The 15,616-nt window shown below is 52.3% G+C and carries 14 protein-coding genes and 1 pseudogene; 9 read left to right on the top strand and 6 right to left on the bottom strand.

The annotated features are described in order from the left end of the window. Positions 1-59: 59 nt before the first annotated feature. The 9 genes from H6F76_RS03365 to H6F76_RS03325 all read left to right on the top strand — a co-directional run bounded on the left by H6F76_RS03365 (position 60) and on the right by H6F76_RS03325 (position 10,357). Complete coding sequence (locus H6F76_RS03365) at positions 60-2,159, top strand: DEAD/DEAH box helicase (protein ID WP_190505922.1); 2,100 nt, start codon at positions 60-62, stop codon at positions 2,157-2,159. 215 nt (positions 2,160-2,374) lie between these two features. Further along, complete coding sequence (locus H6F76_RS03360) at positions 2,375-3,346, top strand: hypothetical protein (RefSeq protein WP_190505921.1); 972 nt, start codon at positions 2,375-2,377, stop codon at positions 3,344-3,346. A gap of 81 nt (positions 3,347-3,427) precedes the next feature. Next, complete coding sequence (locus tag H6F76_RS03355) at positions 3,428-4,105, top strand: hypothetical protein (RefSeq protein WP_190505920.1); 678 nt, start codon at positions 3,428-3,430, stop codon at positions 4,103-4,105. After that, positions 4,102-4,374, top strand: a complete 273-nt coding sequence (locus H6F76_RS03350; RefSeq protein ID WP_190505919.1) for a hypothetical protein — start codon at positions 4,102-4,104, stop codon at positions 4,372-4,374. The genes H6F76_RS03355 and H6F76_RS03350 overlap by 4 nt, the downstream gene beginning before the upstream one ends. A 34-nt stretch (positions 4,375-4,408) precedes the next feature. Beyond that, complete coding sequence (locus H6F76_RS03345) at positions 4,409-4,669, top strand: hypothetical protein (protein ID WP_190505917.1); 261 nt, start codon at positions 4,409-4,411, stop codon at positions 4,667-4,669. After that, positions 4,656-5,585 carry a hypothetical protein gene (locus H6F76_RS03340; protein WP_190505915.1) on the top strand — a complete coding sequence of 310 codons (930 nt, stop codon included), beginning with the start codon at positions 4,656-4,658 and terminating at the stop codon, positions 5,583-5,585. The genes H6F76_RS03345 and H6F76_RS03340 overlap by 14 nt, the downstream gene beginning before the upstream one ends. 148 nt (positions 5,586-5,733) lie before the next feature. Beyond that, complete coding sequence (locus H6F76_RS03335; RefSeq protein ID WP_190505913.1) at positions 5,734-6,456, top strand: hypothetical protein; 723 nt, start codon at positions 5,734-5,736, stop codon at positions 6,454-6,456. Further along, the gene (locus H6F76_RS03330) at positions 6,457-7,320 is read left to right on the top strand and encodes a ThiF family adenylyltransferase (protein WP_190505911.1); all 864 of its coding nucleotides are present in this window, start codon (positions 6,457-6,459) and stop codon (positions 7,318-7,320) included. Between the two features lie 139 nt (positions 7,321-7,459). Further along, on the top strand, positions 7,460-10,357 hold the full coding sequence (locus tag H6F76_RS03325) for a DEAD/DEAH box helicase (RefSeq protein WP_190505909.1): 2,898 nt from the start codon (positions 7,460-7,462) through the stop codon (positions 10,355-10,357). 44 nt (positions 10,358-10,401) lie between these two features. Here the strand turns inward: H6F76_RS03325 and H6F76_RS03320 are convergent, their stop codons facing one another. From H6F76_RS03320 to H6F76_RS03295, 6 genes and pseudogenes are all read right to left on the bottom strand, one after another. Beyond that, a complete protein-coding gene (locus H6F76_RS03320; protein ID WP_190505907.1) occupies positions 10,402-11,157 on the bottom strand; it encodes a hypothetical protein in 756 nt (251 codons plus the stop codon). 208 nt (positions 11,158-11,365) lie between these two features. After that, positions 11,366-11,851 (bottom strand): antibiotic biosynthesis monooxygenase, encoded by a 486-nt coding sequence (locus H6F76_RS03315; protein ID WP_242036499.1) that lies wholly within the window; start codon positions 11,849-11,851, stop codon positions 11,366-11,368. Positions 11,852-11,972: 121 nt separating this feature from the next. Continuing rightward, positions 11,973-13,463, bottom strand: coding sequence for an iron uptake porin (locus H6F76_RS03310; protein ID WP_199305321.1), 1,491 nt, complete (start codon positions 13,461-13,463; stop codon positions 11,973-11,975). 186 nt (positions 13,464-13,649) lie between these two features. Beyond that, positions 13,650-14,286: pseudogene (locus tag H6F76_RS31330) on the bottom strand (NAD(P)H-dependent oxidoreductase). Positions 14,287-14,332: 46 nt separating this feature from the next. Beyond that, positions 14,333-14,962: a flavodoxin domain-containing protein gene (locus H6F76_RS03300; protein WP_190449716.1), complete on the bottom strand. Its 630-nt coding sequence runs from the start codon at positions 14,960-14,962 to the stop codon at positions 14,333-14,335. Positions 14,963-14,964: 2 nt separating this feature from the next. Beyond that, positions 14,965-15,561, bottom strand: a complete 597-nt coding sequence (locus tag H6F76_RS03295) for an isochorismatase family protein (RefSeq protein ID WP_347275972.1) — start codon at positions 15,559-15,561, stop codon at positions 14,965-14,967. Between the last annotated feature and the right edge of the window lie 55 nt (positions 15,562-15,616).

Raw genomic sequence — 15,616 nt, 5'->3', positions numbered from 1 at the left:
TGCCACACAACCCAACCCTTATTTATCGGTCAAAAATCTACTCTTCCCAAGCTCTTTTTATGCCTCACCGCTCGCCACAACCTGAGACAAACGACAACAGCGACCTCTTACCCGGACAGAAGCTCATTCTAGACGCCGGCTTCATGGAAAGTGGGCAATCCTGGCTACTCGAAATGCCGACTGGATCAGGGAAGACTTGGCTGTCTGAGCAAGCGATTAACCATGTGCTGCAGCAAGGACGGAAAGCGATTTACGTTGCGCCCATTAAAGCGCTGACCCAGAATCAGTACACCGATTGGGCGTACCGTTTTGGGGCAGACAACGTTGGCATTTTAGACAGTGACCATGAACTCAACGCGGAAGCGATCGCCGCGGTACAGTTGCTGGTCACCACGCCAGAAAGCTTGGAGTCCTGCCTACGGCAACCACAAGCACATTTAACGTGGCTACGGCAACTATCGCTCTTAGTCATAGACGAAATCGACCTGATCAACGACGGGTGGCGGGGTGCCCGCTTGGAAGGGGCAATCCTCCAGTTGCAGCTACTTAACCCCCTGCTGCGGGTGATCGGCATTACAGCCACATTGGGCGACGAGAGAGCCTTAAGGACATGGTTAGGAGCTGCATTTGTCCGCACCACCCACAGAGCCGTACCACTGGACTGGCAACAGATCCGCTTTTGGACAGCGGCAGAAAAGCAGTTACGAGCAATCCAGTACGTGCTGAACGCAGTCCAACAGCAACACCAATGCCTAATCTTCTGCCAGTCCCGTCAACGGACGGAGCTTTTGGGTCAAGTGCTGCTTGCAAAGGGCATACCGACGCTGTGGCATCATGCAGGACTTGCACCAGTCGAACGAGCCGAAGCAGAAGACGCCTTTCAATTTGGGAAAGTGCAAGTGCTGTGTGCCACAACCACATTGGCGATGGGGGTCAACCTACCAGCACGGGAAGTCCTCATTTACGACACCCAACGTCCAGATGGTAACGGAGACTTTGTGCCTATGCCTAAACGCGAACTCATTCAAATGGCCGGACGGGCGGGACGACCAGGTTTTGACGAACGGGGTACTGTCACGCTGCTCGTACATGAGAAAGAAGTAGGGCACTGGCGGGACGTGCACCAAAGCCTACTCCTGCCAATACGTTCAGCTTTAGCTGATCCGGCATTGCTCACTGAACGCGTCCTGACAGCCATTAATGGGCAATATGTTCGGACAAGTGCGCAACTACAGCGCTTCTTAAACTGCACGCTAGCAGCTCAGCAGGGGTTGTTGCCAGACGTTCCCGAGCTGCTTAAGGACATGCAAACGTCTGGCATGATTGCTGCCGTTGATGGGAAGTTTACGACCACTAGCTTGAGTGACTTAGCCGTACGGTACTACCTGCAACCGTCTACAGCCAGCCATTTCCAACGGCTGCTTCAAGTTGAGGAGCTGTGGTTGTTTGACCTACTTCTGGTCGTCTGCAGCTGTCCTGACTTTGCACCACTGCTGCCGGTGAGGCAAGAGCAGGTCAGCCAGAGTGAAGTGTGTTTAGCGTCCATTGCCACAGTGTTCTTGCAGTCCCAGGAAACATTGGAAGAGTACCTGCGGCTCCCTCAAGAGGCGCTGTTGAAGGTTGTCTACACAGCCTGTGCTTTAGACACCTGGACCGTGTGCGGTGACGTAGAAGAGACGGCTAGCACCTTGTATTGTGCCTACCCTCAAGACTTGCTGAAGGCGATCGCCTCCGCTCAACGGTTGCTCGCAGCATTCCTGGAACTCTGTACCGTCTTAGAGCTGCCAACCACAACAGTGAACCGAACAGAAGGCACAACACCAATCCGCCTGGAAGCGTTGTTGAAAATGGTAACGCACGGCTTCAACCCCGAAGAGGTCACACTGCTGTCAGTGCCGGGTGTCACTCCTGCTAAGGCCAAACAGCTGATCCGGCTTGGTATTCGTAGCGCCAAGCAGCTAGGGCAGACAGACCCACAGGCGCTCGTCCACTTGCAAGGGGTTGGCGCGAAGACTCGCACTAACTTAGTGCGGTACGCCAGAGCCGTCGCCAAGCAATTGCCCAACTTTAGTGAACCGCGCACCGTTGACAATTGCCAGCACAGCGTTAAGACCCTGAGACGACTGTGGATCAAGGCCCAGACTAACTGGAACCGTTAAGCCAATCTCCTTACAAAGCAACAATGATGAAAACGTTGGCACCGACAGCGCTGACACAAGCACGCCGTTCAACCGGCAGCAGTCCTTAGATTGAGAACCGAGTTTTAGCGACGTAACAACCAACTGGATCGAAGACTGCCGCTCAACCACTCCTCTCCCATGCCTTCCTAAGACCTCTCGCATTCAGACAAGGTCGCCTTTTATGGGAAATCGCCTTGCCTAGCCCCACAGAGCCTATAACACCCACAGAGTTGGTCACACGTAAAGGAACGGTACCGTTACCGCTCTACCTGCCAACCCTGTCACTTGGTCGGTTTGTACTGGACAAACACGTCCTACCGTACCTGCTGCCAGACCTGGCACCGGGTGTCATGGTCTCCCAGCGATACGTTGCCTACCTGGAAGCGCCGTTTGCCCAAAGTTTGTGGTTAGACAGTGGTGCTTATGCCCTGCTGTCAGTAGAGCAAGCAACTTGGTCGACTGGCCTACAGGGTCTGGGCCAAATCAGCCTGCCGCCGTCCCAGTATAAACACGCGGGATGCGATCAACTGCACCCCAAACAAGTGCTGGATGCTCAAGAAGCACTTGCAGAAGTAGGGTTTACACTCGACATTCCGATACCGCCGGAGTGCTCAGCCCAAGAAGCAAGTCAGCGGTTAGCAGTCACGCTTAAGAATGCAGCCTGGGCACTCCGCCATAAGCAGCGAAAGGACCTGAAGCTCTTTGCTTCACTACCGTTTTACAACTTGCAGCAAGCCCAACAGACAGCCAAAACCTACGCTCAAATGCACCTGAACGGCAAGCAGTTCGACGGCATTGCCGTAGGTGGGTTAGTGCCTCATCTAGCTGACGAAGCGCTGCTTCTAGCTATTGTCAAGACAGTGCGCGAAAACGCTTCCGGTTTGCCGATCCATCTCTTTGGTGTCGGTGAGCCAGCTTTGTGCCACCAGTTGTTTGCTGCGGGCGCGACCAGTACAGACTCAGATACCTTCCTGACGAGAGCGGCAAGGGGACAACGGTGGGGTAGTGAAGCTGCCATGTCTGAACCCAGTTTGTATGAGAAAGTGCATTTAGCACTGATGAACCTGGCCGAAGGGCAGCAGTCTACCTTGCCATTCAGTCCCTTTCTCCTGTCTCTAGCAACGTGGTACATGAGACCAGAAGTAAAGCGAAAAAGTAAAAGCTGAAAACGGTAAGCTGCTTCCCCTTCTACCGCTCAGCCCTCCTACCACTTTGTTACCAGGGTGAACGCTCACTTGTGCAACGCTATGCCAAACACTGACCCGCCACCGAAAGCGAGACGCAGCAATGGTGGTACTCAGACTCAAGCCCAAAAGACTACCAGCAAGGTCGCTACCAAAGCTGCTGCTGGGGCTACGATAGCTGACCAACCAGAAACGCCGACCCGCAGAGACACAGGTGCAGCCGAAGCAGCAGTGACAGCAGACACGCTCACCACAGCTGTTGAACCCGCTAAACCAGGCGACGACGCTGAAGCTCAAACACCTCAAGCCGCACTACCGCAGCCTGTTGACCCATTTAACTACGAAGAGTCGGTACTGACGCTCAGCTTGAGTTTCCTACCACTTGCAGAAGGCGCTGCCGGACGACAGGTGATTGTTAGCGTCCACAGCAAGAACGGCACTGGCAAAAGCGTTCTGCCTGAGTTCATCGCGCCTTTGCATGAGGGTGCTTTGCAACTTCCCAAGTCAGTCCTAGCACTCATAGAGCGTTACCGAACCGTTACCTTGCCAAAACGTAAGGCTGAAGCTGAAGCAAAAGCTGCCGCTCTGGCTGCTAAACGCCCTGTCACCCATAAAAAAGGGAAAGACTCACGACCCGAACATGTGACAGCCAGTGCCACCACCAAACGGATTCAAAGTACAACAAGCGTGAAGACACAACTCAAACTTAGTTTCCCCAAAGGAGCCAGCAAAACGTTATGACTAGCGAAACGACCGCGAATACAGGACAAGAGACAACTACAGAGACAGGTGTTGTTCTAGAACGGCTTATTGAAGGCGACGTTAACGTCACCATTGTCTCGCCGACTGGTGAAGAAAGCATTGCGGTACCGGCCGCGATCGCGGCTCAAGACGACTTACTCCGCTCCGTACTGACAGAGCATGGTGTGAGCATGGCTGCCAATGCGCTGCTAGAACGGGGCACAGACGGCGCGGTCAAACTCACGAAACAGGCAGATCGCAATGGCTGAGCTAGAGTCTCCCAACCCTTCAATTACGGTACCCATGACCAGAGCGAAACAGCTTTCCCTGGTTGTGGCAGCTCTGATTGCTACACCAGAAACGATTAACCCTTGTACCAGGTTGTACTACGAACTGTACCTGCAGTACACGTTTGGCAACCTGGACATTGGCACCTTATTCCTGCATAAGGACAGCTTGACAGCAACCATTGAGGCGGGCAAGGAGAGTCAGCAGACTGTCAAAGATAGCATCCAAAAGCTTCGAGACCTACCCAGTCGTAGCAGCCTGTATGCACCACTCTAAGCCTAGCCAGCTTCACTGCCTCAGCCAAGGTCTAAGCGGGCTGACTGAAGGCACAAAGTTCCACTCTGAACGACTCGAGTGGTTAGCACAGGCTCAAAACCAGTACCAGGCTACAAGTCCAGATTGGCTTTTTAGTCACATCAAGCTCCGCCTAACACTCTTGGAACTCTATCAGGACTACTTTCCCTACCAGTGGCAGCACAGCACCAAGTCTACAGAAGTAGTGAGCTTGGAATCTCACACGGAGCGTGAACTGGAGTTTTTTGACCTCTTGGACGAGTTTCGGTTTCCCTGTGAGCGTGCTTGTGAAGAGTTTTACGACAGCCTGGTAGTGTATGCCATCAAGCCTGACTGGACAGAATTGTCCTGGGACGAGTTAGACTGCCTCCTGCACTGTTATCTCGCCTTGACAGACGAGTTTTGTTGGGAGCAGCTTGTTAAGGTCTACCAACTAGAAGGTAGTGACCTGCAAAGGTCCGCGTCAGTGAAAAAAGTGACAGCTGAACGGTTGAAAAATGAGTGTGACAAACTAAACAGCCCACTCCGATACTTAGCCGAGGCGTTTAATCTCATCGAGTACAACTCAGATAATGTCTGGATCGACAGCAACGATATGGACCCATTCAATTGTGAGTGGTGCCATGAAAACATTGAGCATCTGACGCAAGAGTACGAAACGGCAAAAGTCGCTGTAGAGCATTTCAACGCACTTAATGACTGGCTGTCTACCAACCCTGAGCGGATCAAAGCGCTGGTGCGAGTCTGGAACGCCGCTGCAAATGACCCAGATAACCCGTACCAGCAGCTAGAACTACCGCTTGTCACCACAATCAACAGCACTGACTTTGTCCGCGGTGAAAGGCTCCGCGAGTTTCGCGAGACCCGGCGTCACTACGAACAACTGGTCTACGGGTAGTAACACGAAGTGACCACAAGGCGGGGTGATCGCTCGTCCCTAGCAAGCTCTTTTCTTTCCCCTTTCCCTTCACGCTTGACCACAGCAGTGATCAGGGGGACATTTACACTGCTGCTTTCGACTTATGACTGAAACTGAGACGACTTCAATGTCAACACCGCAGCTCATGCCGCCAGGGCTGCTGCAAGAAGTGCTAAGGCCACCACCACATGCACTTAAGGACGCAGTGGCTGAGCTGATCTTTCTAGAAGACGGGCAGCTACTGTTCTGTAGCCGTGAAAAGCATGTCCACACGTCGAAGTTCGTCAGCCCCGAAGATGTGAAAAGCGCCTTTAACGCGATCTTCAGTGACAGCGGGTGGCTACCGGCTAACGTTGTGCGTTGGGGGCACGGGCACGGCAAAGAGTGGGTTGTTCTCTTCAAACCAGCACAGGTCTACACTCTGAGCCTGGCAGAGCCCCAGCCGCAACAGAGCGTCCTACGCGTACCGTTACCCAGTCTGGTCATCCTAGTCGTTGACCACAACCTCTATGTCTGGGCAGTGAAGACAGCGGCGTTCAAGCCGGACACGTACGTCTTTCACGCACCACTCCCAAACGTGGCCCAAAATGGACGCGTTTGTTTTGGCGCCAACCAGCACCCGCCCGCAAGCCTGCAAACTGCTAATAGCAGTTGGGAAACCTGGATCAACGGTGCCTTTACAGCTGAGTCCTGTACAAACAGGTCTAAGGCGTACGCTGACGACGTGCGGTTACAGTTACGGGCAGTGGACGGTAAAGCAAAGTACCCTCAAGCCGACCTGGTGCGCTACAACAGCTATTTTGACAGCAGTGTTGAGGGCGTGATCAAGAAAACACTGGAGGAGAAGTAAATGCCACCCACAACGAAGCTTACGGCTGCTAAAACGACTCAGTCAGTACCGATACGCCTACGAGACGACTACCAGCAGCTCAAAATTGTTCTGGTGGGGTGCGGTGGTAACGGTTCACACATGGCGGAAGCGATTGCGCGCGTAGGCAGTCTGCTAACCCAGCAAGGTCAAAAAGTCGACCTCCTCTTTATTGACCCTGACCACGTTGAAAAGGGCAATATCCCACGGCAGAATTTTTCAGCGGCCGAAATCGGGCTCAACAAAGCGCAAACGCTAGCGCTTCGGTATAGCGCCAAGTGGGGCGTCACGATTAAGGCCATACCAGCAAGCTTTGAGAGTAACATGCTGCATTACTACAGTGAGTTGACCATACTCCTTGGGTGCGTTGACAACCCGGCAGGCAGAGCAGCACTTGCCCAGTGTTTAGAGCAGAACAACCAGGAACGCAGCCCTCGGGTCTGGTGGTTGGACTTAGGCAACGGCTTGGATACCGGGCAAGTTGTCCTGGGCAGCGCTAATCAAGTCGAGAGACTCAAGACCGCGTTCTACCTGAGTAGCGTTTGTACGATCACTCCGTCTGCTGCTTGTATACACCCGGAACTCGTCACGGAGCAGTCAAGTCAGTTAAAGACTAAAACAGTAGGAGAGCAGAGCTGTGCTCAACTGGCCATGACGAATGCACAAATGCCAGCCGTTAACCAAATGACCGCAGCGATCGGTGCTGCTATGCTCACCAAATTACTGGTCACCTGCGACCTGAAGTACTGGGCCAGTTACTTCGACCTGAGTACAGGGAAACAAGTGAGCTATGCCACTTCACCTGCAGCTATAGAAGACGCCTTAGTTAACGTCAAAAGCACCTGAAAGCTAAGCGAGTAGTGGTGTCTCGACACCACGTTGAAGTTGGGCTAGTCATTTCTTTTTTCTTGTTCCTTTCCCCTACCTCTGCCCACCGCTCGACTCGCTATCGCAGCTCAGGGCACAATTTACGATCGCACCGCTCATGACAGACGATTACAGCAACCTCATACAGTCAATCAGCAAGGCTCAAACCCCAAAACCAGACTGGCTCAAGCAGCATAGCGTTGTTTTCAGTCCGACCTACGGTAGAGGCGTGGTCAAAGTTCTGCTAGGCAACTTTGCCACAATCCTGTTTGATCATCAACCAGAGGCCTTTGACATTGATGACTGTTTAGAAGCCGTCAGCGCTGGCACATTACTGCCACCGCAGTCCAATCCAGCACTCACCACCAGTCGAGACATTGAAGCCATTCCCTATGCGCCATACCAGATGCTAGCGCAGGAGTGGGAGACTCAGTTACGCCATCTTAACGTTGCTCCACCCCGAGACGGTCAATACGTCTCAATCCCGGAGACTTTAGCAGCCCCACTCAAAACAGCTTTAGCAGCTAAAGGCATTAACAGATTGTTCTCCCACCAGGTAATAGCTTATAACGCCTTGAGAGACGGAGAAGACCTCGTACTCTCAACGGACACGAACAGCGGTAAAACATTGGCCTTCAGCTTGCCCATCCTGGAAGGAGCGCTAACTTATGGTCATACAACGCTCATGATCGTGCCGTCTAATCAACTGATGGATGACCAGTTTGAGAAAATGGCAACCCTCATGGAGCTGACTGGCGACGACAGCCTTGTCTGTGGCAAAATTCATGGCGGCATTGAACAGGAGCACCGCTTAAGCATGTTCAATGATCAGCCCCAGGTGGTTTTGATCAATCCAGACTGTCTCAATGGGCTCATCCGGCGGGCTAGAGACCCTAAATATGCGAAGTACACAGAGTTCCTGAGCCGTCTCAAGTACATTGTGATTGACGAAGGTCACGAAGAAGTAGGCGTCATGGGTGCCCATTTGGCGGGCATGCTCATGCGGTTGAGACTGAGCCTCAGCCAAGTTGGTGGTGACCCGTGGTCGTTACAGTATATTGTCTGCTCCGCAACGGTGTCTAACCAGGCAGAGTTAGCCAACACCCTCACTCAACGCAACCACCCACTGGAGCGGCCCCCAGTCCGCGTCATTGACGATGCTCAGAACGGTGCGCCGAGCCCAGGACGAGTCACACTGATCTTCAATCACCAGTCCAACTCTGCGAGCACTGTTGCTCGTTTGGTCGAGAAGCTACTCATCGATACGGATCTAGTTGGTATTGTCTTCTTTAACTCTCGCAACGGGAGCAAGAAGCTTATGGAAACCGTGGGTAGAGGACTCAAGCGACTGGGTCAAAGTGGGCTGTTGAACACAGTGAAATTGTTCAATAGCTCAGTCAACAATGACCTGAAGCGTCAAGTCATTCAAGGGATCAAAGATGGCGGCGTCCGCTTGGTGTTCTCCACCTCTAGCCTTCAAGCAGGCGTTGATATGCCTGAACTGGACTGTTCAATTGTCTGGGGCTTTCCAAAACTCTCAGACCTTCGTCAGCGGTGGGGACGTGCTGGAAGGGGACAAGTGCCAGGACTCTGTATCTTCGTCCCTAGCAACAACACGAACCTCGATTACTACTATGTAAGGCACCCTCAAGCGTTAATCAACGGTCAAGTCGAAGCGGCCCTTCTCGACCCACATTACCCCATTAGACTAGCGCAGCACCTCCTGTCAGCGGCAGCTGAAAGCGGTCTCAAGTCGGAAGAAGTTAGTCTCTTCTTTGGCGAAGCAGGCGAAGTGATTGCCGGGGAGTTGTTAAGACAAGGCAAGCTGCTACAGAGCCAAAATTTGGCCTATATGTATGCGAAAGGTCGTCCCTACTACGACATTCCTGTGCGCGGTAATCGACCCAACTCCATTAAGTTGATTAACACAACCAATGGCGAAGTACTGGAAACGCTAGCCTTTAACAACGCCATGCGGGAAGTCTTTCCTGGTGCAATTTATAAAGTGCAAGACGGCACCGGGAAACTGAACCAGTTTCGTTCACAAGGGCTCAGACCCGAAACTAATGCAGTTAAACTGGATCCGATTCAAGGCGTAAACCGCTTCACGCAGGCCATTGAGGAGTCTGACTTAACCGTGGCACGGAAGATCGCTCAGAAAGTGCTGAACTTAGGCGCTTTCGGTGCGCTCACGTTGCGGCTTGACTGGTCTAAAGTAGACTCGCGTGTCGTTGGAGCGCAGGAGTGGGAGGCCATTCAAGTCCTAAGCTGTGAGACCAACGGTTGCAAAAAGCGTGCCGTTGACCTGACTAGCAGTAGAGTTTCACGCTGTGAAGGTTGCCGACAAAGCTTAAAGCTCAAGTTGGTTAAGCAAGACTTACTGGCAGAAGTGCTGTTTGAACCAGAGGCAATCATTGGGTACAGCATTGAATGTCCCACCATGACCTTGGCGGCTAGCGAGTCACTCAAAGCACACTTGCGGCAATGGGTGAAGCAGCACAACCGGGGCGTAAAGCTTCAACATGGCGGCAAACTGCCATTACATGAACAAGTCTTGGGCGAAACCGACCCGATCGCACTCGGGCTGCACTCCTTCCTCCACGCGCTGATCATTGCGTTGCCGCTCGGTGATCGCTATTCAACCCAGGACATTGAAGATAGCCTCCAAACAAAAGGTCCCGGCATGGACGTAGAAAGCGTTCTAATGGACACGGTTGACGCGGGTACGGGGGCGACTGAATATATGTTTGAGCATATACAAACAGTCGCTCGCAATGCACTCCAACTCTCACAAGAATGCGACTGTCAGAACGTAGGCTGTCCTCGTTGCTTGACTCACACAAGTTGCCTGGATGACAATGAAGCGCTTTACAAACCGCTGGGTGTAGCGTTGCTTAAAGCATTCCTGGAAACAGAACAAACAGAAACGTTGGTCACTGTACCTGACAAGGCCAAGCCAGAAGCGGAAGCACAAGGCACAGCGGAAGCACAAACAGCTAGCCTAGAGGCAGTCTGAGCTTTAGCTAAGCCCTCTGGCTGCTTCAGCAACCAAGTCGTTTGCTAACCTGCGGACGGCAATAATTGGTACAAAGACGGGCTCTCGCCTGTTTTCTGCCACGCATTACGCCTTAGACCATGAGTCAGGTTGTTAGCCACCAGACGCGTTAGTTTTTTCTCCAACGTCTCGTCTTTCAGTAACGTTGCGCCATACAAAGTTTTCGTGATTTCCTTGGAAGTTAATGCCTTTGTCGGTTGGTCTTCAAGCACCTGCAAAATGGCTTCTGGGATTGACTTACCCTTAAACTGCTTCAGCAGTTTCGGTTGGTCGGCTAAAACTTCTGGTGCCGCTGACGGTGCAACCTCTGCTACAGGCGGAGCAACCTCAGCAGGCTCCGTTGTCTCTTGCGCTTGTGGCTGATCGTCCACGACCGTAGCTTTAGCTGTGGCCTTGCCGACTGACCGTTTGGATTCAGCTTTGTTGGTAGTCTTGGCTGTGGTCTTGCCACCTGTCCGTTTGGGTATTGTTCGAGCCGGTGGCGCTGCATCAGTAGAAGCATCATTACTTGCTTCTGTAAGCAAGACAGCAGCGCTAGTACCGTTTGTTTCTGGCGTTGACGCTGTCCCGTTTGGTGCGTCATTCGTTGTTTCCACAGATAACGACACGAGTGCCGCCAACGCTGCAAGCTGTTGTTGGTAGCAATTCAGCCGCTCTTGAGCAGCGCTAATCGTGGCTTCTTCCTGAGCAATTGCGTTTTGTAAGACCGTCCTCACGTCCGCAAGCGTGGAAGTTGGTGAAAGACCTAATTGAGTAACCATGCTTAAAACCCGTCAACGTAAGACTCTATGAATTGATTGTGGCACAAGCTACAAGCAACACCAAACAATTTACAGCGTGCGGAACGTTCGCTACAGCGGTATGAAAGACAGCCTGTGAAAGCACTAGCCACAACAGTTTGTCACTACTCCTTCCTCTCCCCTCATGTCACTTGCTGTCGCAGAGGGAAAAGACGCGACGCTCCGACGCTTAGAGTTTCGAGTATAGCCACCGTTTGAAGAACCTGGTCAGGTAAGGCATGATCAGGTAAGTGAGCAGGGCGACGACCAGTCCGGTAGTGATTAATTGATTGAGCAATATTGGTAGGTTGGACAGCAGCGGAGCGAGTAAGCGACTGACGACAGCCAGAGTGACAAACACACCCAGCCAAGTCACCAGTGCCATCTTGTATTTCGGTGGAGGAGCCTTGATGGTTTTGTTTGGGAGGGTAAACCAGGTTTCCAAGCCAGTTAGGGTTTGAATAGCCTCCGGTTCTTCAATCAGGGGTTGTAATCGTTCAAGCCATTCGTGCCGAACACCGGACTCTAGCCAGGCTTTGAGGTTGTCATAGCGATCAAACTTGAGGATCACCACATACTCAGGGTGGGAATGATCCTGCGGTCGAATGGTGCTGACACCCAAATGTCCTTTAAACTGTCGGGCATCGGCGGCGATGCCATGAAACCATGCTTCCATAGCCTTGTTCCCGCCCAGGACGCACGACATGAGAGATAATTGCCGTGACTGGAGCGTCTTCCTCTGTGCTAAGGGTTAGCGGTTCTTCCACCATCGAATTTATCCCTCCTGATGACCATGTTCAAAACAGAAAAACAGTTCTCACTGTACCAGTGACGATCGTGCCATTTGCATCTTGATTCCCGGCCTTTGTGATCACCTGAATCGTAGGTGTGATGCGAATATTGCCATTGAGAGGAAAGTTATAAAATGCTTCAAAATTGGTTTGAGTCGCGTTACCAATCGCAGAGGCAATGAGCGGTTGACCGGCGGCAATGCCCGCGATCGCCCCTTGCTTAAACAGGTTGGGGAAGGCAACACCAGCCATCCAGTAAGCTAAAGTGACATCGTCAAATACTGTGTTGTGATAGGTGCCCACACCATATCTGCTAAAGAGAGCGATTCCAGGCGTGAGGCGAGCTTCTACATTCACGCCAAAGACATTAAAGCGACGGTCAAACACTTCTCCACCGCTGTACTGCAAGCGAATCGCCAGATGGCGGGAGGGGGCGTATTCAACTTCCACCGTGCTTTGATGGGTAGATCCAAACAAGCCACGTTCACCTTGTGTCTCCAAAGGAGAATCGCCCAGTGCTGCTGGATTTGTCACACTGGTGGGATATAAAACTCGCGTGAAAGAAGACGTGCCTCGAAGGGGTTGTCCAGTACCAGGATTGGCAGCATCGGCGGCAGCATACAAAGCACGCAGGCTGAAGTCCCCCAGTTTCCAGTCGATCGCCGCCCCGGCACTGGGGCCATTGACTGGAAACAGAATGAAATTGTTGACTAGTGCTAACGTGCTGAAGTCTCGAAAACTAGCGTTGGCGTAGCTGTTGCGATCGACATAATCAGTAGTGCGAATATCGGGACCGATGGAGACACTCAAATGCCGCAGCGGTTGAAAGGTGTAGTACAGCCGCCCAAGGCCAACGTTGCCATCGCTGGGCGGTTTAACCGAGTAATCTAACACGCTGCCAAAGCTTGGCTCTAAAACCCCTGACACGTTGTCGTTCGCGCCATTGCTGCCTGTATCAATCCGAATTTTGAGTAAGTCGGTGCCAGTGAAACTGGTGTTTAGATCGAGGGCAACTCGATAGAGGGCTGTTGGATGCAAGTCCTGATCCGCCAATACTCTCCCAGTTGGATCAATGATGCTTTCCCCAGCAAAATCGCCGCCATTGACTGAGAAGAGAACCTGTCCAGTAAGTTTGGTAGTGGTCGAAAATTGTTGAGCTTCTAAAGTTGCAGTTCGAGCTTCAAGAGTGTCTACGCGTCCCCGCAGTGTTGTCAGTTCAGCAGCAAATTCTGCTTGAAGTCGTTGCAAGGTTGGTAGAGCGTCTGTTTCAACTAACTCTGCTGTGGCGCTGGCGAGTCGCTGATTCAGTTGAGCGAGACAGGCATTTAACCCGGCGGCAAACTCATAACGCGTCAGCGATCGCTGCCCACCAAAGGCTGGGTCGGGATAGCCAGCCATACAACCGTAGCGTTCCATCAACGATCGCAAGGCCTGAAACGCCCAATCGGTTGGTTGTACATCGGCAAGCTGGCTCACCGGTAGCATCTGACTACTCATTGTCTCCTGAGCCGCGGCAGACCCTAGTAGAGTTTGTGGTATGAGAGACATTCCAATCATTAAAGAAGGTAGGATCAACCGAGAGAAACGTTTCATCTGGAACAACCATCATAGAGACAGCAAATGGTTAGGCAACTTTAGGCAGCACACCTTGAATGAGCCATCAGTGCGATTGCAGGCAAACGACTAACGAGACACCAACACTTTTAAGGCCGATTGAGCCTTGGCGATCGCCGGCTGACGAGCCTCATCTCCACCCAGCAGATGATCGGCGTGAATCACTTCAACATCAGTGATGCCAAGGAAGCCAAAGATGAGTCGCAAATAGGGTTCCTGCATATCGTAGGGATAGTAAGGCATATCTTTGGGATAGGAACCGCCCCGCGCCGTAATAAGCAACAGCTTTTTGCCCGTAACCAAGCTTTTGTAACTGCCATCGGCTGCAATGCTAAAGGTACGACCGACGCGCACAATTTGGTTAAGGTAGGCCTTAAAACCTGCGGGAATGCTGAAGTTAGACATGGGGGCGCTGAAGACATAGCGATCGACTGCCAAGAATTCATCCATGCAAGAATTCATCCACGAGTGCATTGGAGGAACGAATGGCGGCGGCTTGTTCGGGCGTGTGTTGGTCAGGTGCAGAGTAAGCGGCAGCGATCCAAGGTTCATCAACCAGGGGAACGGGATGATACCCTAAATCACGATAAGTTACTGTGTCATGAGGATGTGCTACTTTCCAATTAGCGACGAACGCTTTTGAGAGCTGGCATGAGATGGATCTTTCACCACGCAGACTAGCATCAAGCTGAAGCATGTGAGTCATGTCTAAAAGCGCTCCTAGTAAAGATCAAAGAAGAACAATTTCTCATTCACAGTTGTTCAGAGCCGGAAAACAGAGCAATTAAGGCCTGAGAGGGTACCTGGTTGCCCCGTGCCATCAAGTCTTTGCCCTGGAGTGCCACCGCTACCCGCGCTACATTCGCACCATGATGATAAGCACACTGAAGCATCTCATTGGTGATGCCGACTGGCTCCATATTGGGTCCGCCGCTTCTGCCGTGTGCACCCCAGTGACTGCCAGCAACACCGGCTCCAGGTGTAGTTTTAGGCAAGGGGACTAAAAGCATGCCTGCCGCTGCCATGGCTGCCAGCAAGCCCAGTTGGGCAATTTCTACACCCGCCCCGGCATTGCCATAGCCGCCGCCCACGGAGAACACACCGCCCACTTTACCCACCAGGTCATCAGTGAGCCAAAGAACTTCGATCGTGTTCTCAATAAACTGTTTTACCCGGGCATCCGCCGACCGATGCCGTAGGGGCGTACCCAACAACAGTGCGTCACACACCCGGACTTCTTCTCTCGTTGCCTCGGTTGCTTCCCGCAGAAGCACGCTTGTGCTTTCGAGCGATCGTGCACCAGCGGCAACGGCCTCAGCCATTTTTTGGGTGTTCCCCAGTGTTGAGGTGTAAACGACCAGGATATTTGTCGTCGAGGTCATCTTTATACCTCAACTAACTTGGCAAGAATTTCTTGATACATGATGGTCTGGATGGTCTGTCCAATCCCTTCGGACCAGAAGTTCGCCAGTTCTGCCATCACTTGATTGGTGGAAGTTAGAGTGACCCCGTGCTTTTCCATACGTCTCAGAGCCGTTTCGTCCGCCAATGTTGTCGGTGAACCGCCCGCATCCACCACCACCTGCACTTCAAACCCATCCTCGATCGCGCTCATAGCGGGATAGACGATGCAAACATCATTCGTCAACCCTGCCATAATGAGCTTTTGCCGACCTGTGGCAATAACTGCACTTTTGTACTCATCATATTCCCAGGCATCCACCACACCAGGACGTTTAACGCGATGTTTGTAGGCTTCAGGGGCCAGTTCCTGTAAATCATTCAACAACAAGCCCTGAAAGTGGTCTTCCATGCTGATGGTCAACACCAATGGCATTTCACTTTCGACTGCCGTGCGTGCTAGAGCACGAGTGTTTTGTACAATTTCTGCGTAAGGCAAGTTACGGGCAAGCTTGATCGTGCCCTGTTGGTGGTCAATCAACAGCATTGCCGCATTCTCGACGGTAAACTTGTTCTTCACTGGATGCTCCTAAAGTTTAAAGTGGTTCTACGGCAGTATTTGATTAGAAGCAAGG

It is taken from the genome of Leptolyngbya sp. FACHB-321 (genome assembly GCF_014695975.1).
GTDB lineage: Bacteria > Cyanobacteriota > Cyanobacteriia > Leptolyngbyales > Leptolyngbyaceae > Stenomitos.
The sequence above is the reverse complement of the archived record's forward strand: the minus strand, read 5'-3'. Positions and strand labels throughout refer to the sequence as shown.

Bases quoted from the DNA above. Each gene is read 5' to 3' on its own strand.
- H6F76_RS03365 (WP_190505922.1), top strand. From the start codon at position 60: ATGCCTCACCGCTCGCCACAACCTGAGACAAACGACAACAGCGACCTC.
- H6F76_RS03355 (WP_190505920.1), top strand. From the start codon at position 3,428: ATGCCAAACACTGACCCGCCACCGAAAGCGAGACGCAGCAATGGTGGT.
- H6F76_RS03350 (WP_190505919.1), top strand. From the start codon at position 4,102: ATGACTAGCGAAACGACCGCGAATACAGGACAAGAGACAACTACAGAG.
- H6F76_RS03345 (WP_190505917.1), top strand. From the start codon at position 4,409: ATGACCAGAGCGAAACAGCTTTCCCTGGTTGTGGCAGCTCTGATTGCT.
- H6F76_RS03340 (WP_190505915.1), top strand. From the start codon at position 4,656: ATGCACCACTCTAAGCCTAGCCAGCTTCACTGCCTCAGCCAAGGTCTA.
- H6F76_RS03335 (WP_190505913.1), top strand. From the start codon at position 5,734: ATGTCAACACCGCAGCTCATGCCGCCAGGGCTGCTGCAAGAAGTGCTA.
- H6F76_RS03330 (WP_190505911.1), top strand. From the start codon at position 6,457: ATGCCACCCACAACGAAGCTTACGGCTGCTAAAACGACTCAGTCAGTA.
- H6F76_RS03325 (WP_190505909.1), top strand. From the start codon at position 7,460: ATGACAGACGATTACAGCAACCTCATACAGTCAATCAGCAAGGCTCAA.
- H6F76_RS03320 (WP_190505907.1), bottom strand. From the start codon at position 11,157: ATGGTTACTCAATTAGGTCTTTCACCAACTTCCACGCTTGCGGACGTG.
- H6F76_RS03315 (WP_242036499.1), bottom strand. From the start codon at position 11,851: ATGGAAGCATGGTTTCATGGCATCGCCGCCGATGCCCGACAGTTTAAA.
- H6F76_RS03310 (WP_199305321.1), bottom strand. From the start codon at position 13,463: ATGAGTAGTCAGATGCTACCGGTGAGCCAGCTTGCCGATGTACAACCA.
- H6F76_RS03300 (WP_190449716.1), bottom strand. From the start codon at position 14,962: ATGACCTCGACGACAAATATCCTGGTCGTTTACACCTCAACACTGGGG.